This window comes from Nonomuraea fuscirosea, from assembly GCF_003001935.1.
GTDB classification, from domain to species: domain Bacteria; phylum Actinomycetota; class Actinomycetes; order Streptosporangiales; family Streptosporangiaceae; genus Nonomuraea; species Nonomuraea fuscirosea.
On record NZ_PVNG01000001.1, the window covers coordinates 450,291 to 471,582 of the forward strand.

Genomic DNA, 21,292 nt, shown 5'->3' on the forward strand with positions numbered 1-21,292 from the left:
GAGCGCGAAGGAATGTCATGGCATCCATCGTTCTGACGAACGTCGACAAGATCTACGCCGGTGGCGTAAAGGCCGTGAACGGGCTCAACCTTGAGATCAAGGATGGCGAGTTCATGGTGCTGGTCGGTCCCTCCGGTTGCGGTAAGTCGACCGCGCTGCGGATGATCGCCGGCCTGGAGGACATCAGCGGCGGCGAGATCGCCATCGGCGAGAAGGTGGTCAACCACCTGCCGCCGAAGGACCGCGACATCGCGATGGTCTTCCAGAACTACGCGCTCTACCCCCACATGACGGTCGAGGAGAACCTCGCCTTCGGTCTCAAGCTGCGTAAGATGCCCAAGCCGGAGATCCAGAAGCGGGTCAACGACGCCGCCAAGATGCTCGGCCTCGAGACCTACCTCAAGCGCAAGCCGGCCGCGCTCTCCGGTGGTCAGCGCCAGCGTGTCGCCATGGGCCGCGCCATCGTCCGTGAGCCGCAGGCCTTCCTCATGGACGAGCCGCTGTCCAACCTGGACGCCAAGCTCCGCGTCTCCATGCGCGCCTCGCTCAACCAGATGCACGAGCGCCTCGGCGTCACCACCGTCTACGTCACCCACGACCAGGTCGAGGCCATGACCCTCGGCGACCGCGTCTGCGTCCTGCGCGACGGCCTGCTCCAGCAGGTCGACACCCCGCAGAACCTGTTCGACAAGCCGGTCAACCTGTTCGTCGCCGGCTTCATGGGCTCGCCCTCGATGAACTTCGTCACCGCCGAGCTGGTCCGCGGCGACGGCGGCCCCGCCGTGACGTTCGCCGATATCAAGCTGACGATCCCCGAGTCGACCTTCTCCGACAAGCCGGGCCTCGACCAGTACATCGGCAAGAAGATCATCCTCGGCATCCGCCCGTCGGACTTCGAGGACGCCGCCTCCGCCGGCAACCACGCCAACGGCTGGGCCACGCTGCCGGTCAAGGCGGAGGTCACCGAGGAGCTCGGCTCCGAGATCAACGTGCTGTTCCTCATCGACGCCCCGCCGGTCGAGCACAAGGACACCGTCGCCGCCGCCGACACCGGTGACGACGAGGAGGCCGCGCTGCCGCTGACGGGCGACAAGTCCCTGTGGACCGCCCGCGTCAACGCCCGCAGCCACGTGCGCCCCGGCCAGAACATCGACCTGGTCGTCGACACGCACAACCTGCACTTCTTCGACCCGACCTCGGGTCTGTCCATCGGTCACGAGGCCAACCGCTGAGTCCTCGCCGCTGACACCTGGTTCCCGGCCGCGGGCTCGCCCGCGGTCGCCCGGGCCCCCACCGCGACCCCCTCCCGCGGCGGGGGCCCTTTTTTCACGCACGAACGATCGGGTACGGGGTCAGCGGCCGATCCGCTGCGACACCATGGCCTGCAGGCGGCGCGGCACCAGCCGGCCGACCGCCACGATGGCCTTGTAACGCAGGTCGGGGACCGACACCCGCCGCCCCAAGGCCAGGTCGCGCATCGCCTCGCGGACCACGTCGTCGGCCTTCAGCCACAGGAAGCCCGGAATGGACGAGTCGTCCATGGAGGCGCGCCGGTGGAACTCGGTGCGCACGAAACCGGGGCACAACGCCATGATGCGGATGCGCGGGTTGGCCACCTCGTTCGCGGCCGACTCGCTGAAGTTCACCACCCACGCCTTCGACGCGCTGTAGGTGCCGCGGGTGAAGAACGCCGCCACGGACGCCACGTTCACGATCGCGCCCCGGTCACGCTCCGTCATGCCGGGCAGCGCCGCCAACGTCAATCTCAGCACGGCCTCGCAGTGCACCTTCAGCATGCGCACCTCGTCCTCGACCGGCACGTGCGGGAAGCGGCCCGCGTTGCCGAACCCGGCGTTGTTGACCAGCAGGTCGACCCCGCCGCGCAGCCGCGACTCGACCTTGGCCAGGCCCTCGTCGGTGCCCAGGTCGGCGGGCAGCACCTCGACGTTCACGCCGTACCTGAGCTTGAGCTGGTCGGCGGCCTGGGTCAGGCGGAGCTCGTCCCTGGCCACGAGGACGAGCGAATAGGCGTCGGCGGCCAGGCGCCGCGCGAAGGCGGCGCCGATGCCGGCGGTCGCGCCGGTGATCAATGCGGTAGGCATGCCTGAACCTTAACGTCCCCGCTCTCCGGCATGGCAGGATGAACACGTGCGCCTCGTCGTGGCCGTGCTCCTGCTCGTGGCCCTCACCGCGTGTACCTCCGGCCCGTCGTCTGTGCCGGCTTCCGGGCCGTCCGCGGATTCGGGGCAGGCGAGCTCCGCCCCGGTGACCTCGGCCGTCCCGACGCCGACGCCCGAGACGACGCCTCCCGAGACCACGCCGCCGCCCGCGCGGGGCAAGCTGCGCTTCGACAAGATCGCCACCCTGGAGCAGCCGGTGGCCTTCGCCGTGCGCACCGGCGACGACCGGCTCTACGTCGCCGAGCAGACCGGCCGGCTGCGCACCACCGCCGGCGAGACCGTCATCGACCTGTCCCGCGAGGTGAGCACGGGCAACGAGCAGGGGCTGCTCGGCGTGGCCTTCCACCCCACCGGCCGGTGGGTCTACCTCGACTGGACCGACGCGCGGGGCACCACCCACGTCACCGAGTGGGCCTACGACGGCACCAGGGCCACGGCCAGGCGCGACGTGCTCACCCAGAAGCAGCCGTTCGCCAACCACAACGGCGGCCAGCTCGCCTTCGGCCCCGACGGCCTGCTCTACATCGCCTTCGGCGACGGGGGCAGCGCGGGCGACCCGCAGGGCAACGGCCAGAACCTCGGCACGCTGCTCGGCAAGATCCTGCGCATCGACCCGCGCGGCAAGCCGTACACGATCCCGCGCGACAACCCGTTCGTCGGCAAGGAGGGTGCGCGGCCCGAGATCTGGGCCTACGGCCTGCGCAACCCCTGGCGCTTCACCTTCGACCGCGACACCGGCGACCTGTGGATCGGCGACGTCGGCCAGAACGAGCTGGAGGAGGTCAACTACCAGCCGGCCGGCTCCGAGGGCGGCGAGAACTACGGCTGGAACCTGCGCGAGGGCGACCGGCCCTTCCGCGGCCGGGCCAACCCCCGTGACCTGGTCGAGCCGGTGATCGTCTATCCGCTGGGCGAAGGCGGCAACTGCTCGGTCATCGCCGGCTACGTCTACCGGGGCGACAAGGTCCCCTGGCTGCAGGGACAGTTCCTGTACGGCGACTTCTGCGCCGGCTGGATCAAGGCCGCGCCGATGGACGAGCTGGGAGAGGCCGCCGAGGTCGGTGAGGTCGAGCAGCTGTCGTCGTTCGGCCAGGGCCCCGACGGGGAGCTGTACGCACTCAGTCTGCAGGGCCCGATCTACCGGATCGTTCCCGCCTGACCCGCTCGATCAGCTCCTCCACCTGGTCGTTCAGCTTCGCCCCCCTGATCCAGCCCGCGTAGTGCGTCAGGACGACCACCACCTCGCGCAGTTCGACCTCGCTCAGCTCTCCCGCGCGCAGGGCCACGTCGAGATGCACGCCGGTCATCTCGGGCATTCCCTCGCCGACGAGCAGCCCGAGCAGGAGCAGGCGGCGTTCCCTGTCCGACAGGACCGAACGCGACCACACGTCGGCGAACTGGCGCTCGGCGTTCATGCCGAAGGAGTCCACGGTCTCCATGGTGGGTTCAGTCATTGTTCGCTCCGGAGGTGTCGGAAGGGATCCTCATATCTTTCGCTACTTCCCGAGGGGAACCAATGGGGGGTTGCATGAACGTTGTAGCGGAGCGCCGCAGCCCCAGCACGGAGGGCGTTTTGATCTGTAACAAGTAAAGCCAATAGACGGGCAAGATTTGGTCAAGATTTTCCGGCGTCTTCCGGGCTCATTACTGCTGAAAGCGGGCACAACAACTCCGTTGGTCCGTAAAGCGGAGGTAAGCCCTGGTGAAAAAAGCACGGGGTTTGATCGCGCTCATGGTCGCGGTCCTGACGCTGTCCGCGTGCGGGCAGCCGGAGTTCACCTACGTCCGTGACAAGGCCGGAACGACGTACTTCAAGGTGCCCGCCTCGTTCACGCAGCTCGACGCCTATCCCATCGAACTGTACCTGTCCGGTGACCACCCGAGCTCGCAGGCCGCGGCGCTGCGGGCGCAGCGGGTCTGGTCGACGGCCTTCGACCAGTCGGCCAAGCCGTCGGTCAACCACCTGCTCGGCTCGGCGGACCCGTTCGTCTACGCCGCCGTGCACCAGCTCACCGAAGAGCAGCGCGACACGATCTCCCTCAACAGGCTGCGCGACTTCATCCTGCCGGTGACCGAGCAGATGCGCCTGCTCTACCAGCAGCAGGCCGTGACCGCGAACCAGCCGCCGATGTTCAACCGCTTCGAACCCATCAGCGACCAGGTGCTCAGCCTGGACGGCGGCGCGAGAGGCGTCCACGTGCGCTTCAACTACCAGATCGGCGCCGACGTCCAGACCTTCGACCACACGGCGATCCTCGACGAGAAGGGCGCCACGGTCTCCGTCATGCTCATCGGCTGCCAGTCGGTCTGCTTCCAGAAGCGCGGCGCCGAGTTCGACAAGATCGCGAATTCGTTCAAGCTGCTCCGGCTGCCCGGATGAGGGAGCACCATTGACCACGACCATTCACCACGAAGGGCTGCGCGCCCCCGGCAGCGGGCCTTCCGATCCCGAATCCGTGACCAGGAAGAAAATGCAGTTCTGGGACCGGAGCAAATTTCTTATCGTCCTGGTGCTGGCCTACCTCATCCTCACGTGGAAGGTGATGGCCGACTTCGAAGGCATCATGACCTTCCCCGAGGCCGCGCAGAAGATCGCCGTCGAATACCAGTGGATCTTCTGGCTGCTCGGGGCCGAGGCGATCAGGCAGCTGCACTTCTTCGTCAGCGAGCACTGGTCGGCCTACCACCGCTTCTGGAGCCAGAAGGTCTTCGGCGGCTTCGAACGCTGGACCCACCGCCGCTTCGACGACTGGACCCGCTTCCGGCTCGCCAGGGCGCTCAAGATCGCCTTCTTCATCACCCTGATCGCCCTGGTGCTGGGGGCGGTGCTGGACATCAGCCCGTTCGCCGCGCTGCTCCAGGCCCCGGCGCTGATCTGGCAGGCACTGCCGTTCTTCCTGCAGATCGTCTTCCTGTTCTTCTTCGTCATCATCCAGTTCGTCGGCCTGTTCTGGTTCCTGTCCAGGGGCGGCGTCGAGACGTACTTCCCCGACGACATCAAGACCCGCTTCCACGACGTGTGGGGCCAGGATCACGTGGTCGAGCGTGTCAGGGAGAACATCGTCTTCCTGGAGCGGCCGGACGAGATCGAGCGGCGCGGCGGGTACGTCCCCAGCGGCCTGCTGCTGTGGGGGCCGCCGGGCACCGGCAAGACCCTCATGGCCGAGGCCGTGGCCGGAGAGACCGGCAAGCCGTACGTGTTCGTGGATCCGGGCGCGTTCACGAACATGTTCATGGGCATCGGCATCCTCAAGGTCAAGTCGCTGTTCAGGAAACTGCGCAAACTGGCCCTCCGGTACGGCGGAGTCATCGTCTTCTTCGACGAGGCCGACTCCCTCGGCAAGCGCGGCCGCCTGGCCCAGCAGGGCCCGCCGGGACAGGGCGGCGGCTTCTCCGGCCTGTCGGGCGTGGCCGGCTGCCACGGCGCGAACTACATGTCCGAGGCCACCCGCCAGCTGCTCGCCTTCGGTGGCGGCGGCCGGGCGGAGGAGGAGCCGGGCCGGCGCAACCGCTTCTTCATGGGCGGCGGCATGAACGGCGGCGGCGGCGACACCGGCACGCTGCAGGCGCTGCTCACCGAGCTGTCCGGGTTGAAGAAGCCGCGCGGCTTCTTCAACCGGCTCGTCCGCCGGCTGCTCGGCATGCGGCCCAAGCCCCCGCCCAAATACCGCATCCTCGTCATGATGGCCACCAACCGGCCCGACGCGCTGGACGAGGCGCTGCTGCGGCCCGGCCGCATCGACCGCATCTACAAGGTCGGCTATCCATCCAAGGCGGGGCGGGTGCGCACGTACCAGGGCTATTTCGACAAGGTGTGGCACGAGCTCACCCCCGAGCAGATCGACAAGCTCGCCACGATCACCCCGTACGCCACCGGCGCCACCATCAAGGACCTGGTCAACGAGTCGCTCATCACGGCCATCAGGGACGGCCGCGAGGTCATCACCTGGTCGGACGTACTGCGCGCCAAGCGGCTCAAGCAGCTCGGGCCGCCCGAGGACGTCGAGTACATCGAGCGCGAACGGCACGCGGTGGCGGTGCACGAGGCCTGCCACGCCGTCGTCGCGTACGTGACCCGCTTCCACCTCGAGATCGACATCGCCACCATCGAGAAGGGCGCCGACTACCTGGGCATGGTCGCCTCGATCAAGCCCGAGGACCAGTTCACCCGGTGGAAGTCGGAGCACGAGGCCGACATCATGGTCTCCCTGGCCTCGCTGGCCGGCGAGCGCATGTTCTTCGGCGAGGACAACTCCTCCGGCGTCTCCGGCGACCTCTACTCGGCCACCTACCTGACCGCGATGATGGAGTCGTACTGGGGGATGGGCTCCGGCGTCACCTCGCTGCCAGCGCTCCAGGAGCTGGAGATCATGGGCGGCAAGGCCATGCGCAAGCGCGGGCCCGGCGCCGGCATCGGCATCACCGAGCGGGAGCCGGCCAGGCGCCAGCCCGACCTCGCGCCCGACGTGCTCGGCGAGCGCATCGAGTTCAACCTGGTGCGGCTGCTGGAGCGGACCGAGCGACTGCTGGAGGAGCACCGCAGGGACGTGCTGTGCCTGGCGCACGCGCTGGAGACGCACAAGACCCTCAACGGCGACGACGTGGTCGCCGTCATCCGCAGGGAGCCGGGGCCGCTCGTCGACGGCACCATCTACGCCTCCGACGAGCTCTACCAGGAGCTGGAGGAGTACCACCACGACGCGGCCAGGGCGCACAAGGAGCACAGCCGCATCGACCGCGCGCTGCCCGGGCATGTGGAGGAGGCTCCGGTCGTGACGGTCGGCTCCGCCGCGCCGGGGACGGGCGTGCCCACGCCGCCCTTCGCGGCCCCGCCCACCGGGATCCAGGTGCTGCCCCCACCCGGACCGGCCACGGCGGCGCCTCCTGCCGGGTCTCCTGCTGGGCGCCCGCCGGGGATCCAGGCGCCGCCTCCCACGGGGCCGCCCGTTCAGGTCGGTCAGGATCCGCAGCGCGAGCCGGCCGACCGGCCCGAGTTCGTGCCCTGGGCCGGCACCCAGCCGGGCGCCGGGCCCGCCAACGGCCCTGCCTCGGGGGTCTCAGCGGCCTCGGCGCCGGTGCCGGTCGTCGTGGGCACGCCCGCGGCGAGCACGCCGTCGCCGCAGCGGCGCCGCCGGGCCGGCCGCATCTGGCTCGTCGTCGCCAGCCTGCTTGCCCTCGTGGTGATCTCCGTCATCGCCGCGCTCGCCGTGACGGGCGTGCTCGGCGGCGGGAACGCCGCCGGCTCGGCCGCCGCTCCCTCGGTGGCCTCGCCCGGGCTGCTGCTCCTGCTGTTCGTCGTGGTCGTCGCGGTCATCGTGGGCGCCGGGCTGGCGTTCGTGGCGATCAAGGGCGTCCGCGCGGCGCAGGTCAAGGCCGAGCAGGAACGCGACCAGGCCCACGCCAGAGCGCAGCTGCTGGCCGCGGCGATGGACCCGGACACGGCCATGCGGCTGCTCGGCTACGACGGCAACGGCAACGGCACCGACCGGCGCGGCGGCTGACCGCGCCCGCGCACCCCGGGCGGCCGGCACCACCGGCCGCCCGGTCTGCGGTTTGAACAAGCCCGGCCTGCGGTTGAACAAGCCCGGCCTGCGGTCCGGACAGGCCCGACCTGCGGTCACACCGGTCGCCCGGCGGATGGTCCGGCCCGGTCGTGTTCCTCGTGGGCGCGGCGCAGCAGGGCCAGCAGGCGGTCCTCGTCGCGGATCTCCCGGCGGTACCGCTCCGGCAGCTGCCGCAGCTGCTCCTCCTTCACGAGCAGCCGGTCGAAGAGCTCCTCGCGCACCACCGGGTCGTGCTCGACGTCCAGGTACGCCTCCGCGTACCGGCGTACCCCCGACACCGTGTTCTGGGCCCGGCCCTTCGGGCTGGCCAGCGAGGCCACCACCGTGACCAGCAGCACCCCGACGATCACCGACAGGGACAGCCCCGTGCTGATCTCCACGACCGGCACCGGCTCGCCCTCGTTGATGAACGGCACGTTGTTCTCGTGCAGCGCGTGCAGGACCAGCTTGACCCCGATGAAGGCCAGGATCGCGGCCAGCCCGTAGGCCAGGTAGATGAGCCGGTCGAGCAGCCCGTCGATGAGGAAGTACAGCTGGCGCAGCCCCAGCAGGGAGAACGCGGTCGCGGTGAAGACGAGGTAGACGTTCTGGGTGAGGCCGAAGATGGCCGGGATCGAGTCGAGGGCGAACAGCACGTCGGTCCCGCCGATGGCGATCATGACCAGCAACATCGGCGTCATGACGCGCTTGCCGTCCTGGACGGTGAAGAGCCGGTCGCCGTCGTAGGTGTCGCTCGTGTGCAGCAGTCGGCGCGCGACCCGGACCATGAGGTTGTCGGGGGAGCGGCCGTCACCGCCCTCCGGCTTGAGCAGGTTGCCCGCCGTGAGCAGCAGGATCAGGCCGAACAGGTAGAACACCCAGGCGAACGTGTTGATCAGCGCCGCGCCGAGCAGGATGAAGCCGGTGCGCGCGACGAGCGAGAAGACGATGCCGAACAGCAGCGCCTTCTGCTGGTCGGCGCGGGGCACCTTGAAGCTGCCCATGATGACGAGGAAGACGAACAGGTTGTCGACCGACAGCGCCTTCTCCGTCACGTAGCCGGCGAAGTACTCGGCACCGGGATCGGCGCCGCCGAAGAGCCAGACGCCGGCGCCGAACAGCAGCGCGACGCCCACGTACAGGGACGACCAGATCGAGGCCTCGCGCAGCGTGGGGACGTGAGCCTTGCGGACGTGGAAGACGAAGTCGAACAGCAGCAGCCCGGCGATCCCCACGATCGTGAGCCACCACACGCCGGCGGAAACGTCCACTCAAGGCTCCAGAGGTGCGGGCCGCCGTGGGGAAAGGCGGCCTTTGCGGGGTTGTCGTGGCAGGTGTTACCCCGATCACCGGCCCTCATGCCCGCCCCGCCGGCCCTCGTCCCGCTCGTATCACGCGAAAGCCCGTCGAACCGGACGCGACCAGCCCGCGTCTTAGGGGTGTGCCGCGACTCGCCTCCCCCGCCTCCGTCCTGCTCGCCTGCGCCCTCCTGCTCACCGCGGGCTGCTCGGACGACGTCCCCTGCACACTGATCGGCGCCGCCGCCGGAGTGTCGGTGCACGTACGGGCGCCGCTCGCGGCCGAAGCCGAGTCCGTGGAGCTGGACGTGTGCTGGGACGGCTCCTGCCGGCAGGCGCGGGCCACGCTGCACCCGTCCTCGCGGCCCGGTCAGGAGACGTGCTCGGGCGACACCTGCGCCGTGCAGGCCGTGCCCACGGGGGACAAGAACGGGTTCGGCGACGTCCAGGGGCTGCCGGAACGGCCGGTGCGGGTGCGCCTGACGCTGCGGGGCGGCGGACCCGAGCCGGTGCTGGAGCGTACGATCGAGGTCACGCCGCGCGGCCTGTACCCCAACGGCCCCGACTGCGGCAAGGCGGGCCCGCAGGCGGTGCTCACCGTCGCGGGTGACGGCACGGTGCGGACCGGTCCCTGATTAACACGCCGTTCACATTCGGGCAAAAAGCGGGAAACGGCCATCCGTAAGACTCGGCGTGGCTGAGAGAAACCCCGAAAGGACCGCCGTGAGCTACAAGGCTGAGTACATCTGGATCGACGGCACCGAGCCCACGGCTCTGCTGCGCTCGAAGACGAAGATCCTGGCCGACGGAGCCGAGCCTCCGGTCTGGGGCTTCGACGGCTCCAGCACCAACCAGGCCGAGGGCCACTCGTCGGACCGCGTGCTCCGCCCGGTGTTCACCTGCCCGGACCCGATCCGCGGCGGCGAGCACAAGCTCGTCCTGTGCGAGGTCGAGGAGATCGACGGCGAGCCGCACGCCAGCAACACGCGTGCGCTGCTGCGCCCGATCGCCGAGCAGTTCGCGGCGCAGGAGTCCTGGTTCGGCATCGAGCAGGAGTACACGTTCTTCAAGGGCAGCCGCCCGCTCGGCTTCCCCGAGGGCGGCTTCCCCGCCCCGCAGGGCCACTACTACTGCGGCGTGGGCGCCGAGGCCGTGTTCGGCCGCGAGATCGTCGAGCTCCACCTCGACCGCTGCCTCGCCGCCGGCCTGAAGATCTCCGGCATCAACGCCGAGGTCATGCCGGGCCAGTGGGAGTTCCAGGTCGGCCCGGCCGGTCCGATCGAGGTCGCCGACCACCTGTGGATCGCCCGTTACCTGCTCTACCGGACCGCCGAGGAGCACGGCGTGGAGGCCACCCTCGACGCCAAGCCCGCCCGCGGCGACTGGAACGGCGCCGGCGCGCACACCAACTTCTCCACCAAGGCCATGCGTGAGGGCTACGAGGCCATCATCACCGCCTGCGAGTCGCTCGGCGAGGGTGACAAGCCGATGGAGCACGTCAGCCAGTACGGCGCCGACATCGAGTCCCGCCTCACCGGCCACCACGAGACCGCCCCGTGGAACAAGTACACCTACGGCGTCTCCAACCGCGGCGCCTCGGTGCGCATCCCGTGGCAGGTCGAGGTGGACAAGAAGGGCTACATCGAGGACCGCCGTCCCAACGCCAACATCGACCCGTACGTGGTCACCCGCCTGCTGGTGAACACCTGCTGCTCGGCCCTGGAGAAGGCCGGCCAGGTCTGACCGACCGGCGAGCGACGGGGGCCCCGATCGGGGCCCCCGTTTCTCATGCCAGGCGGAAGCCCAGATCGGGGACGATCTCGGCCACGTCCATCTGGGCCTTCTGCAGGCGCCCTGAGTGGTCCCAGTTCATCGCCTGCCAGCGGGTGAACTGGTCGAGCACCCACACGCCGGACTGGCGGCTGCCGTTGCCCGACTTGCCGTTGCCGCCGAACGGCAGGTGCGCCTCGGCCCCCGAGGTGGAGTTGTTGACGCTGACCATGCCGGCCGAGATGCCCTCGCGGAAGCGGAAGGCGTGCTTCGGGTCGGTGGTGTAGATGGAGCTCGACAGGCCGTAGCCGGGCAGGTTGGCCAGCTCGACCGCCTCGTCCAGGGTGGCGAACGTGGTGACGCCCACGATCGGGCCGAACGTCTCCTCCATGAACAGCCGGTCGCCCGGCCGCACGCCGTCCACCACGACCGGGTGGTAGTAGAGGCCGCCGGCGCCGTCGAAGCCGCCGCGCGGGTTGCCGCCGGTGACGCGGCCCGTGGGGCCCGTGACGACCTGGTGGTGGGGCTGGATCCAGGTCAGGTACTCCTCGTAGCGGTCGGCGAACTTCTGGTCGAGCAGCGGCCCCGCCAGCACGTCGCCGGCCGGGTCGCCGATCTCGGCCTCGCCTACGGCCCGCGCGAACCGTTCGACGAACGCGTCGTGCACGCTCTCGTGCACGATGACCGTGCCGAGACTCGTGCAACGCTGGCCCGCGGTGCCGAAGCCGGAGAACAGCGCGCCCTCCACGGCCAGGTCGAGGTCGGCGTCCGGCATGATCACCATGGGGTTCTTGCCGCCCAGTTCCAGGCAGGCGGACTGCAGGTGCCGCCCGGTCAGCTCGCCGACCTTCCTGCCCACCTCGCTGGAGCCGGTGAAGCCCACCTTCTGCACGCTGCCCTCCTCCAGGGCCAGCTCCAGGCCGCGGAAGGTGTCGGCGCCGTCGGCGAAGACGATGTTCAGCACCCCGTCGGGCAGGCCCGCCGCCGTGAACAGCCGGAACATCGCGTGCGCGGAGGCGGCGGCGTACTCGGCGGGCTTCCAGACGACGGCGTTGCCGCACAGCAGGGCCGGCACCAGGTACCACGACGGGACCGCCACCGGGAAGTTGCCCGCCGTGACGACCGCCGCCACGCCGATCGGGTTGCGGAAGGTGAACAGGTTCTTGTCCGGCATCTCGGACGGCACCGTCTGCCCGTACAACCTGCGGCCCTCGCCCAGGAAGAAGTCACACGTGTCGACGATCTCCCTGACCTCGCCCAGAGCCTCCGCGTACGGCTTGCCGATCTCCTCGGTCACCAGCCGCGCCAGCGCCTCGGCGTTCTCCTCCACCAGCCGCCCGATCGAGGCGATCACCCTGCCGCGCACCGGCGCGGGCACCCTGGCCCACTCCCGCTGCGCCTCCTTGGCGGTGCGGCAGGCGGCGGCGAACGTGTCCGCGTCGGCCAGCCCGACCCGCGCCACGACCTCGCTCGTGCGGGCGGGGTTGGTCGAGTCGTACGTGGTCGCTGCGGCGGCGTCCTTGCCGCCCACGATGGAAACGATGTTTCGGCTCACCGGGGCCCTCCTCCGTAAGTTCTCCGGTAGACGCTAGCTCTCCAGGGCCAGTTTGCGCAGCTCCGGCCCGTGCACCGGATCGGCCAGCGCGGCGGCGAACTGCGCCCGCAGATAGTTGAGCGGTGAGCCGGTGTCGTACCAGGTGCCGTCGATGACCTGCCCGTACACCGGGTGCGTGGCGGCGTGGCGGTGCAGCGCGTCGGTCAGGTAGATCTCGCCCTGCGGGTCCTCGTACCAGCGGTGCGTGGCCGCCTCCAGCTCGGCGACGACGCCGGGGGTGACGACGTAACCGCCTATGGCCGCGTACCGGGACGGAGCCTCCTCCGGGCGCGGCTTCTCCACCAGGCCGGAGACGCGCAGCCGGCCGCCGCCGAGATCCTCCTCGACGATCGGCACGCCGTAGCGGGAGGCGTCCTCGACCTCCATCGGCATCAGCGCCAGCACCGGCGCCCCCGTCGCCTCGTAGGCCGCCTTGAGCTGCCGGGCGCGCGGCACCTCCGCCACGAACACGTCGTCGGCCCACAGCACCATGAACGGCTCGTCGCCGATGACGCGGGCGGCGTTCAGCACGGGGGTGCCGTTGCCGTACGGGCCGTTCTGGTACAGGTACGTGATGTGCGCCAGCGACGACAGCTCGGCCACCGCGGCGGCCAGGTCGTCCTTGCCCGCCTCGCGCAACTGCCGCTCCAGGTCGGCGTCCGGGGCGAAGTGCCGCTGCACCAGGTCCTTGCGGGCCGAGGTGACGATGGTGATCTCGTCGATGCCGGAGTCGACGAGCTCGCGGATGGTGTGCTCGATGACGGGCTTGTCGCCGATCGGCAGCATCTCCTTCGGCAGCGCCTTGGTGAGGGGCAGCAGCCGGGTGCCCAGACCGGCCACCGGGATCACGGCTTTACGGACCATACGTCACTCCTTATGTGGTGCGGCTGCTACAGGTCACGCGCGGTGAGTCGTTCACCACGATCGGCTCGGGGCGGGGGACTCGGCGGACGACTCGGCGATGTCGCGGTTCGTGATGACGGCGAGCTGCTCGGCCAGGTCGGCCAGCGCGCGGGAGACGGCCAGCTCGTCGCCGATCCCGGCCACCCGCGCGTCCGCGGGATTGCGCCGCGCCCGCCCGACCCCCGTCAGGGCCCGCCCCGCCTCCGTCGTGGCGCGTCCGGCCTCTGCCCCGTCGCGTCCGGCCACCGCGGTGTCGCGCCCGGCCACCGCGGTGTCGTGGCCGGGCTCCGTGGTGTCGTGCCCGGCGGGCGCGGTGAGCGTCGCGCGTGCCGTGGTGTCGTCGCCGTCCTCGGCGAGCTCGATCCGCACGGCCCATTCCTTGGTCTCCATGACCACACCTCCCTCTTCCAGCGGGCTGCTGCCCGCGCGGAAGGCACTCAACCAAGGGATCCTCCCGTACGATGCCCGCCGAGCCGGGACGTGACGTCAGGCGGTGAAGTCGGCGAAGTCGAAGCCGGGGGAGACCAGGCAGCTCACCAGCACCGCCTCCGCGCCGGCCGGCCGCGCCGACTGCCACACCCCGCCGGGCACGACCGCCTGCGGCACCTGCCCGTCCTCCACGTCGGGCCCCAGCAGCACGTCCTCGTCCCCGATTGTCAGGCTGAGCGGCCCGCCGCGGTGCCACAGCCAGATCTCGGCCGACCTGACCACGTGCGGCACCGACTCCTCGCCCGGATGCAGCAGGAAGTAGATGGCGGTGGCGCTGGCCCGCGCCCCCTCATAGCCCTCCGGCTCGAACGTCACCGGCGAGCGCCACGTCTCGCGGAACCAGCCGCCCTCGGGATGAGGCAGCAGGTCGAGGGCCGCGGCGACGGGCGGGCGCGGTACGAACGCGACGGGGGCGCCCGTGACGTCCCTGCGCAGGAACCGGTCGCCGTCGAGGACGAGCTGTCCGTCGAGCGGGCTGGTCAGGGCTTCGGCCTCGTCGGCCACCTGGACGGCTGGGCCGTCGGGATAGATCCGCAACTCCACGGGACGAGTCTAGGGACGTTCCGGACAGCGGACGTGGTCGCGCGGGTCGTCGACAACACCGGCGACCCGCTCACCCGGCCGCTCATGGTGACCGCGGCCGCGCCGCCCACCGCCACCCCCGCCACCTCGTCCCCGGACGTCCCCGCCCATCAGGGCGTCACCGCGGCCGTCCGGATCACCGCGCCCAGGGACACGCCGCCCGGCGAGCACCGCGTCACGGTGACGGTCGGGGACGAGCCCACCGAGGTGCCGGTCACGGTCACGGAGACGTGCACGGAGCCCGAGGTGTACGCCAGCAGCTTCCCCACCGGCTTCGGCCCCGAGCGGGCCGTGGACGGGGACATCGCCTGCCAGGGCTGCTAAATGTCGGTCAGGCTGGCTAGTCTGCGGCAGGTGATGCAGCGGTGGAGCCGGGATCAGGTCCTCGCCCTCGCCCCCGACGCGCCGTCCCGCAAGGCGGCGCAGGGGGTGTCGGCGCCGGGCAGATGGTCGTCCAACGGCACGACGGGCCTGGTCGTGTTCGGGGAGTGCCGGGGCAGCGGGTCCAGGCCCTACCTGGCATGCGTCGACCTCACCGAGCCCGCCTACCGGTGCAGTTGCCCGAGCCGGAAGTTCCCCTGCAAGCACGCCCTCGGGCTGCTGCTCCTCTGGTCCGCCGACGGGGTCCCCGAGCTGGCGGCGGCCCCGCAGTGGGTGACGGAGTGGATGGAGGGCAGGGCCGCCCGCGCCGCCAAGTCCACCGCCCGCCTCGAAGCCGCCCGCGCCGAAACTCGCGCTGACGCCACCGACGGGGTGTCAGCCAGCCCCACCGACGACGTCCCGCCCGACACGGAGGGATCGGCCGCCGCTGGAACGGCCCGGCCTGGCCGGGGAGGCTCTGGAGCCCGTGAGGCGGCCCGGCCAGGCGCGGAAGGCCCTGGAACCAGCGGAGTCGCGCGGTCAGGCATGGAGGAGCCTGGAACCGGTGAGGTGGTTCGGCCCGGCACAGAAGGGCCTGGATCCGGTGGGGCGGCTCCGGGCGGGGAGAGGGCCGGGGGTGGCGGGGCCGGGCGGGCGGAGAGCGTGCGGCATGGGCGGGTTGCCGCTGGGCTCGGCGAGCTGGAGCGGTGGCTGGCCGATCAGGTGCGTCAAGGGCTGGCCGGAGCCGCCGAGCACGACTGGGAGGGGCTGGCCAAGCGGCTCATCGACGCCCAGGCCCCCGGCGTGGCGGGCGTCGTCTCCCGCCTTGCCCGGGTGCGGGCCGAGGAGGGCTGGCCGGGGCGGCTGCTGGAGGAATACGCGCTGATCGACCTGCTCGCCGTCGCCTACCGCCGGCGGGCCGCCCTGCCGGGGCCGCTCGCCGAGACCGTGCTGATCCGCACCGGTTTCCCCGTCACCAGGGAAGAGGTGCTGGCCGGCCCCGTGGTGCGCGACCACTGGGACGTCCTGGGACGGCGTGACGAGCAGCAGGACCGGCTGACGGCACGCCGCGTCTGGCTACGGGGCCGCCGCACCGGCCGCCCCGCCCTCATCCTGTCGTTCGCCCCCCAGGGCCAGGCGCTGGACGCGTCCCTGGTGACGGGCACCACGATCGACGCCGACCTGACCTACTACCCGGGCGCCGCCCCCCTGCGAGCCCTGGTCGCCACCCGCCACGCCATCCTCACCCCACCACCCCCGGACACCCCGACACCCGACACCACCCCCTCCCTCCGCCCAACCTCCAGGGCCACAGCGTTGGAGGCCACACCGTCGCAGGCCGAATCGTCCGGGGATGCGCGGCTCTGGGCCGTGCCGCCGGGGATGGCGGTGGACGAGGCGCTGGACGAGGTGGCGCGGGCGCTGGCCGAAGATCCATGGACCGAGTCCTGGCCGCTCGTCCTTGCCGGAGCCGTTCCCGGCCGGACCGAGATCGGTGGCCTGCCCTGGCACCCGCGTTCCCGCGACCCCTGGCGGCTGATCGCCGTGTCCGGCGGGCGGCCGCTCACCGTGGCCGTCGAATGGACGCCGCAAGGCCTGAGACCCCTGACCACCTGGGACGACGAGGGAAGGGCGGTGATCCTGGCATGACGGGCTGGGAGCAGCTGACGTCCACGGCGCTCGTGGGCACCGACCGCCGGCCGTACCCCGGAGACCTGCTCGAAGCCGCGGCCGTCGAAGTAGCGCGGCGGCGGGCGGGGCGGCGCGCGGGCGAGACGGGGCGGCTGGAGCGAGCGCCCGAGGAGGAGCGGGAGGCGGTCGGCAGGCGCGCGGCCGAACGGCTCGTCCGCATCCTGAGTGGCGAGCACGAGCGGCTGCTGCCGGAGTGGCTGGCCGCGGCCGCCGCGACCGGCCGCAGGGTGCCCGCGTACGCGCTGCCCGACCTGCTCGACCGCGGCCGGCGCGACCGTTCGATCAGGGTGCACCTCGGCGTGCTCGCGGGCCGGCGCGGACGCTGGCTGGCCGGGCTCAACCCCGCCTGGGACTACCTGCTGGAGGAGCCCACGGGCGAGACGTGGGAGCTGGGCGGCGCCGCCGACCGGCGGGCCCACCTGAGCACGCTCAGGGCGGCCGATCCGGCCGGGGCCAGGCGGCTGCTGGAGAGCTCGTGGGAGCGCGAGACCCCCGACGACCGGGCCGGGTTCGTGGAGGTGCTGGCCGAGGGGCTGAGCATGGAGGACGAGCCGTTCCTTGAGCAGGCGCTGGACGACCGGCGCAGGGAGGTGCGCCAGGCCGCGGCCAACCTGCTGACCCGCCTGCCCGATTCGCGCATGTCCCGGCGCATGGCCGAGCGGGTGCGCGCCTGCGTGACGATCCGGCGCGAGAGCGGCGGCGGTGAGGTCATCGCCGTGGAGGCGCCCACGGTCTGCGACAAGGCGATGGAGCGCGACGGCGTGCGCCAGAAGCCGCCCAGGGGCATCGGCGAGCGCGCCTGGTGGCTGCAGCAGATCATCGCCCGCGCCCCGCTGGCGCTCTGGGACCGGCCGCCGGCCGCGCTGCTCGCGATGCGGATCCCCGACTGGGACGCCGAGGTGAAGGCGGCCTGGGTACGCGCCGCGGTGCTGCAGCGAAACCCCGAGTGGGCGCGGGCGATGTTCGGCTGGGACCCGATCGCCGACCTGCTCGAATCCCTTCCGCCGGCGGAACAGCAGGAGCTGGCTGCCCGGTTCGTGCACAACCACGACCTGGACAGCCAGCTGATCATGGTGCTCGGCGGGGTGTCGTCCCTCTGGGGCGAGGGCCTGGCCACGGCGGTGCTGCGCAAGATCGTGAAAGTCGCCGCCACCCAGCCGTGGAACCTCGGCGAGCTGGTCAAGCTGGCGGGCGAGCACAGCGACCCGGCCCTGTACGAGCTGGCCGAGGACTTCTCACCCGCTGAACCCATCCAGCAGGTCGCCGCCCTGCTACGGTTCCGCGCTGACATGTACAAGGAGCTCCCCCTATGACCGTTCTGCGCCCGCACGCGGAAGACCAGTACGCCGAGGAGCTGGCCTTCCTGGCCAAGGACGACGACCGTCCGAGGCCACCCGGCTGGAGGCTTTCGCCGTGGGCCGTCACCACGTACATCCTGGGCGACGGCGACCGCGTCACCCCCAAATACGTGGGCGCGCGGCGCATCGTCGAGGTGGCCGTCGCCACGCTCGCGACCGACCGCGCGCTGCTGCTGCTCGGCGTGCCCGGCACCGCGAAGACGTGGCTGTCGGAGCACCTGGCCGCCGCCGTCAGCGGCGACTCGACGCTGCTCGTTCAGGGCACCGCCGGCACCGCCGAGGAGGCCATCAGATACGGCTGGAACTACGCCAGACTCCTGGCCGAGGGTCCCTCCATCGAGGCGCTGACCCCGTCGCCGGTGATGCGTGCCATGGCCGAGGGCCGCGTCGCCCGGGTCGAGGAGCTGACCCGCATGCCGTCCGACGTCCAGGACGCGCTGATCACCGTCCTGTCGGAGAAGACGCTGCCGATCCCCGAGCTCAACCGCGAGGTCCAGGCCGAGCGCGGCTTCAACGTGATCGCCACGGCCAACGACCGCGACCGCGGCGTCAACGAGCTGTCCAGCGCGCTGCGCCGCCGCTTCAACACCGTCGTGCTGCCGGTCCCGGCGACCGCCGAGGAGGAGGTCGACATCGTCGCCCGCCGCGTCGCCCAGCTCGGCCGCTCGCTGGAGTTGCCGGAGACGACGACGGGGCTGGCGGAGATCCGGCGGGTGGTGACGGTGTTCAGAGAGCTGCGCGCCGGCGTGACCGAGGACGGCCGCACCAAGCTCAAGTCGCCCAGCGGCACCCTGTCCACGGCCGAAGCCATCTCCGTGCTGACCAGCGGCATCGCGCTGGCCGCCCACTTCGGCGACGGGGTGCTGCGGCCGTCCGACGTGGCCGCGGGGATCGTCGGCGCGGTGGTGCAGGAGCCGGTGTCGGACCGGGTGGTGTGGCGCGAATACCTGGAGACGGTGGTGCGCGAACGCTCCGACTGGCGCGACTTCTACCGCGCGTGCCGCGAGACTTCATGAGCGTCTCCGTCCTGGGCGTACGCCACCACGGGCCCGGCTCGGCGCGGGCCGTGCGGCGCGAACTCGAACGCCTGCGCCCCGACGTCATCCTCATCGAGGGCCCGCCCGAGGCCGACGCCCTGGTCACGCACGCGCCCGGCCTGGAGCCGCCGGTCGCGCTGCTCGCCCACGTGCCGGGGGCGCCGGCCCGGGCGGCGTTCTGGCCGTTCGCGGAGTTCTCGCCGGAGTGGCAGGCGATCCGGTACGGCACGTCCGCGGGTGTCCCCGTACGGTTCTGCGACCTGCCCGCCGCCCACTCCCTGGCCGACGCTCCGCCCGAGGCCGACCCCGGCGGCCCTGAGCCCGGAACGGAGCCGCCCGGCACGGCGGCACCTGCCGGGGTGACGCCCGGCACGGCGGTGCCTGGTGGCGGGGCGGGGCCTGACGGGGTGGCGCCCGGAGGGCCTGGGGCCGGGGCGGCGGTGACCGGGATGCGGGGGGATCCCATCGGGGCGCTGGCCGGCGCGGCCGGGTACGACGATCCCGAGCGCTGGTGGGAGGACGTCGTCGAGCACCGGGGCGGTGACACGCCGTTCGAGGTCATCGCCGAGGCCATGGCCGCCGTACGCGAGGGATACCGGCCGGACGAGCGGGAGGCCAGGCGCGAGGCGTACATGCGCAAGACGCTCCGCGCGGCGATCAAGCAGGGTTTCGGGCGGATCGCGGTGGTCTGCGGCGCCTGGCACGTGCCCGCGCTGACCGGCCCGCTGCCGTCCGTGACCGCGGACAACGCCGTTCTGCGCGGTCTGTCGAAGGTGAAGGCCGAGCTGACCTGGGTGCCGTGGACGTACGGCAGGCTCGCCTCCTGGAGCGGCTACGGCGCGGGGATCACCTCGCCGGGCTGGTACCACCACCTGTTCGACACTCCCGACCGGCCCGTGGAGCGGTGGCTGGCCGCGGCCGCGGCGGTGCTGCGTGACGAGGGGCTGGCGGTCTCGTCCGCGCACGTCATCGAGTCCGTACGCCTGGCCGGCAGCCTGGCCGCCCTGCGCGGCCGGCCACTGGCCGGGCTCGGCGAGGTCACCGAGGCGGCCAGGGCGGTGCTGTGCGAGGGCGACGACCTGGCCGTGGAGCTGATCCAGCGGCGCATGGTCGTCGGCGACCGGCTCGGCCACGTCTCCGACGGCACCCCGATGGTGCCGCTCCAGCGCGACCTGCGCGACCGGCAGCGGCGGCTGAAGCTCAGGCCGGAGGCGCTCGACCGCGAGATCGACCTCGACCTGCGCAAGCCCCTCGACCTCGACCGCAGCCACCTGCTGCACCGGCTGCGGCTGCTCGGGGTGGGCTGGGGCACGCCGGTGCGGGCGCGCGGCAAGGGGACGTTCAGGGAGACGTGGACGCTCCAGTGGCGGCCCGAGCACGACCTCGCCCTCATCGAGCACGCCGCCCTGGGCACCACCGTGCCGTCCGCCGCCGCCCAGCGGGCCGGCGACCTGGCCGGGGCGCCGTCGGCGACGCTGGCCGACCTGACCTCGCTGGTCGAACAGTGCCTGCTGGCCGACCTGCCGCAGGCGCTGCCCGGCGTGCTGGCGGCCCTGTCGGCCAAGGCGGCGCTCGACACGGACGTCACCCACCTGATGGCGGCGCTGCCCGCGATGGTGCGTGCCCACCGCTACGGCGACGTACGCGGCACCTCGGCCGACGGGCTGGCGGTGATCGTCCGCTCGATGCTGGAACGCATCTGCGTCGGGCTGCCGGTGGCGGTGACGGGCCTGGACGACGACGCGGCGGCCGACCTGCTCAAACACGTGGACGCGGTCCACTCGGCCGTCGCCCTCCTCACCGACCCTCCCGAGAACACGTCACCGCAGCGAACGGCGGCTCCCGAGACCGCGCCGTCGGAGGAGACGGCGGCTCCCGAGGGCGCGGGGCCGGAAGAGACGGCGGCTCCCGAGGGCGCGGGGCCGGAAGAGAGGGCGGCTTCTGGTGCGCCGCCATCGGGAGTCGCACGCTCCGAGGTGGTCGAGGAGGCCGGCTCGGCGGTGTCGCCGCGTGGGCGGTGGATGGGCACCTTGCGTGGCATCAGTGACCGGCAGGATCTGCACGGGCTGATCGAGGGCCGGCTCACCAGGATCCTGCTCGACTCGGGTGAGCTCGACGACGCCGGTGACCGCATGTCCAGGGCGATGTCCCGGGGGCAGGCTCCGGCGCGGGCGGCGGCGTGGGTGGAGGGGTTCCTGTCCGGGGGAGGGCTGCTGCTGGTGCATGATCCGCGCCTGCTCGGCCTGGTGGACGACTGGCTGACGGGGCTGTCCGGCGAGCAGTTCGTCGACGTGCTGCCGCTGCTGCGCCGTACGTTCGGCGGATTCGCCGCGCCGGAACGCAGATCCATCGGCGAACGGCTCCGCTCGGCCGGCCGCGACGACGCCGACCGGGAGCAGGACGTGGACGAGCACCGCGCCGCGGCCGCCGTCGCCACCGTCCTGTCGATCATCGGAGGGACGGACGGATGAACGCACCGATGGACG

18 protein-coding genes are annotated in these 21,292 nt (G+C 71.8%); 11 read left to right on the forward strand and 7 right to left on the reverse strand.

Annotation, left to right across the window (positions count from 1 at the left end; all coding sequences use genetic code 11):
* Nucleotides 1-17 precede the first annotated feature (17 nt).
* Nucleotides 18-1,232 carry an ABC transporter ATP-binding protein gene (locus tag B0I32_RS02050; protein ID WP_106234404.1) on the forward strand — a complete coding sequence of 405 codons (1,215 nt, stop codon included), beginning with the start codon at nt 18-20 and terminating at the stop codon, nt 1,230-1,232.
* Nucleotides 1,233-1,352: 120 nt separating this feature from the next.
* Here the strand turns inward: B0I32_RS02050 and B0I32_RS02055 are convergent, their stop codons facing one another.
* On the reverse strand, nt 1,353-2,102 hold the full coding sequence (locus B0I32_RS02055; protein ID WP_106234405.1) for an SDR family NAD(P)-dependent oxidoreductase: 750 nt from the start codon (nt 2,100-2,102) through the stop codon (nt 1,353-1,355).
* A gap of 46 nt (nt 2,103-2,148) precedes the next feature.
* On the opposite strand from B0I32_RS02055, the gene B0I32_RS02060 reads away from it, so the two are divergent.
* Entirely contained in the window at nt 2,149-3,339 is a 1,191-nt protein-coding gene (locus B0I32_RS02060; protein WP_106234407.1) for a PQQ-dependent sugar dehydrogenase, read from the forward strand.
* On the opposite strand, the gene B0I32_RS02065 is transcribed toward B0I32_RS02060, so the two are convergent.
* The gene (locus B0I32_RS02065) at nt 3,299-3,634 is read right to left on the reverse strand and encodes a carboxymuconolactone decarboxylase family protein (RefSeq protein WP_146178006.1); all 336 of its coding nucleotides are present in this window, start codon (nt 3,632-3,634) and stop codon (nt 3,299-3,301) included. The two genes, B0I32_RS02060 and B0I32_RS02065, sit on opposite strands and share 41 nt — an antisense overlap.
* 248 nt (nt 3,635-3,882) lie before the next feature.
* Between B0I32_RS02065 and B0I32_RS02070 the strand changes: the two genes are divergently transcribed.
* Together B0I32_RS02070 and B0I32_RS02075 are read left to right on the forward strand one after the other, a co-directional pair.
* Entirely contained in the window at nt 3,883-4,560 is a 678-nt protein-coding gene (locus tag B0I32_RS02070; RefSeq protein WP_181306905.1) for an LptM family lipoprotein, read from the forward strand.
* A 10-nt stretch (nt 4,561-4,570) separates the two neighbouring features.
* On the forward strand, nt 4,571-7,681 hold the full coding sequence (locus B0I32_RS02075; protein ID WP_106234412.1) for an AAA family ATPase: 3,111 nt from the start codon (nt 4,571-4,573) through the stop codon (nt 7,679-7,681).
* Nucleotides 7,682-7,797: 116 nt separating this feature from the next.
* Here B0I32_RS02075 and B0I32_RS02080 read toward each other — a convergent pair whose 3' ends face one another.
* A complete protein-coding gene (locus B0I32_RS02080) occupies nt 7,798-8,994 on the reverse strand; it encodes a TerC family protein (protein ID WP_106234414.1) in 1,197 nt (398 codons plus the stop codon).
* Nucleotides 8,995-9,164: 170 nt separating this feature from the next.
* Between B0I32_RS02080 and B0I32_RS02085 the strand changes: the two genes are divergently transcribed.
* The gene (locus B0I32_RS02085) at nt 9,165-9,656 is read left to right on the forward strand and encodes a hypothetical protein (protein WP_106234416.1); all 492 of its coding nucleotides are present in this window, start codon (nt 9,165-9,167) and stop codon (nt 9,654-9,656) included.
* A gap of 88 nt (nt 9,657-9,744) precedes the next feature.
* Complete coding sequence (glnII, locus tag B0I32_RS02090; RefSeq protein WP_106234417.1) at nt 9,745-10,764, forward strand: glutamine synthetase; 1,020 nt, start codon at nt 9,745-9,747, stop codon at nt 10,762-10,764.
* A gap of 43 nt (nt 10,765-10,807) precedes the next feature.
* Here the strand turns inward: glnII and B0I32_RS02095 are convergent, their stop codons facing one another.
* Genes B0I32_RS02095 through B0I32_RS02110 form a run of 4 tightly spaced genes read right to left on the reverse strand, consistent with a single transcriptional unit; the run spans nt 10,808 to nt 14,320 of the window.
* Nucleotides 10,808-12,346 carry an aldehyde dehydrogenase family protein gene (locus B0I32_RS02095; RefSeq protein WP_106234419.1) on the reverse strand — a complete coding sequence of 513 codons (1,539 nt, stop codon included), beginning with the start codon at nt 12,344-12,346 and terminating at the stop codon, nt 10,808-10,810.
* A 33-nt stretch (nt 12,347-12,379) separates the two neighbouring features.
* Nucleotides 12,380-13,249: a UTP--glucose-1-phosphate uridylyltransferase gene (locus tag B0I32_RS02100; RefSeq protein WP_106234421.1), complete on the reverse strand. Its 870-nt coding sequence runs from the start codon at nt 13,247-13,249 to the stop codon at nt 12,380-12,382.
* A gap of 51 nt (nt 13,250-13,300) precedes the next feature.
* Nucleotides 13,301-13,729, reverse strand: coding sequence for a dsRBD fold-containing protein (locus tag B0I32_RS02105; protein WP_245955483.1), 429 nt, complete (start codon nt 13,727-13,729; stop codon nt 13,301-13,303).
* Between the two features lie 45 nt (nt 13,730-13,774).
* The gene (locus B0I32_RS02110) at nt 13,775-14,320 is read right to left on the reverse strand and encodes a cupin domain-containing protein (RefSeq protein WP_219911599.1); all 546 of its coding nucleotides are present in this window, start codon (nt 14,318-14,320) and stop codon (nt 13,775-13,777) included.
* A gap of 33 nt (nt 14,321-14,353) precedes the next feature.
* Here B0I32_RS02110 and B0I32_RS02115 point away from each other — a divergent pair, with 33 nt between their 5' ends.
* Genes B0I32_RS02115 through B0I32_RS02145 form a run of 5 tightly spaced genes read left to right on the forward strand, consistent with a single transcriptional unit; the run spans nt 14,354 to nt 21,277 of the window.
* Nucleotides 14,354-14,683 carry a hypothetical protein gene (locus B0I32_RS02115; protein ID WP_106234422.1) on the forward strand — a complete coding sequence of 110 codons (330 nt, stop codon included), beginning with the start codon at nt 14,354-14,356 and terminating at the stop codon, nt 14,681-14,683.
* A 33-nt stretch (nt 14,684-14,716) separates the two neighbouring features.
* Nucleotides 14,717-16,369, forward strand: coding sequence for an SWIM zinc finger family protein (locus B0I32_RS59560; RefSeq protein WP_245955548.1), 1,653 nt, complete (start codon nt 14,717-14,719; stop codon nt 16,367-16,369).
* Nucleotides 16,366-17,724, forward strand: coding sequence for a DUF5691 domain-containing protein (locus tag B0I32_RS02135; RefSeq protein ID WP_219911600.1), 1,359 nt, complete (start codon nt 16,366-16,368; stop codon nt 17,722-17,724). The genes B0I32_RS59560 and B0I32_RS02135 overlap by 4 nt, the downstream gene beginning before the upstream one ends.
* Nucleotides 17,721-18,785: an ATP-binding protein gene (locus tag B0I32_RS02140; protein WP_106234424.1), complete on the forward strand. Its 1,065-nt coding sequence runs from the start codon at nt 17,721-17,723 to the stop codon at nt 18,783-18,785. Before B0I32_RS02135 ends, B0I32_RS02140 begins: the two co-directional genes overlap by 4 nt.
* Nucleotides 18,782-21,277, forward strand: coding sequence for a DUF5682 family protein (locus tag B0I32_RS02145; RefSeq protein WP_106234426.1), 2,496 nt, complete (start codon nt 18,782-18,784; stop codon nt 21,275-21,277). The genes B0I32_RS02140 and B0I32_RS02145 overlap by 4 nt, the downstream gene beginning before the upstream one ends.
* The last annotated feature ends 15 nt before the right edge of the window (nt 21,278-21,292 follow it).

Bases quoted from the DNA above. Each gene is read 5' to 3' on its own strand.
- B0I32_RS02050 (WP_106234404.1), top strand. From the start codon at position 18: ATGGCATCCATCGTTCTGACGAACGTCGACAAGATCTACGCCGGTGGC.
- B0I32_RS02055 (WP_106234405.1), bottom strand. From the start codon at position 2,102: ATGCCTACCGCATTGATCACCGGCGCGACCGCCGGCATCGGCGCCGCC.
- B0I32_RS02065 (WP_146178006.1), bottom strand. From the start codon at position 3,634: ATGACTGAACCCACCATGGAGACCGTGGACTCCTTCGGCATGAACGCC.
- B0I32_RS02100 (WP_106234421.1), bottom strand. From the start codon at position 13,249: ATGGTCCGTAAAGCCGTGATCCCGGTGGCCGGTCTGGGCACCCGGCTG.
- B0I32_RS59560 (WP_245955548.1), top strand. From the start codon at position 14,717: ATGCAGCGGTGGAGCCGGGATCAGGTCCTCGCCCTCGCCCCCGACGCG.
- B0I32_RS02135 (WP_219911600.1), top strand. From the start codon at position 16,366: ATGACGGGCTGGGAGCAGCTGACGTCCACGGCGCTCGTGGGCACCGAC.
- B0I32_RS02140 (WP_106234424.1), top strand. From the start codon at position 17,721: ATGACCGTTCTGCGCCCGCACGCGGAAGACCAGTACGCCGAGGAGCTG.
- B0I32_RS02145 (WP_106234426.1), top strand. From the start codon at position 18,782: ATGAGCGTCTCCGTCCTGGGCGTACGCCACCACGGGCCCGGCTCGGCG.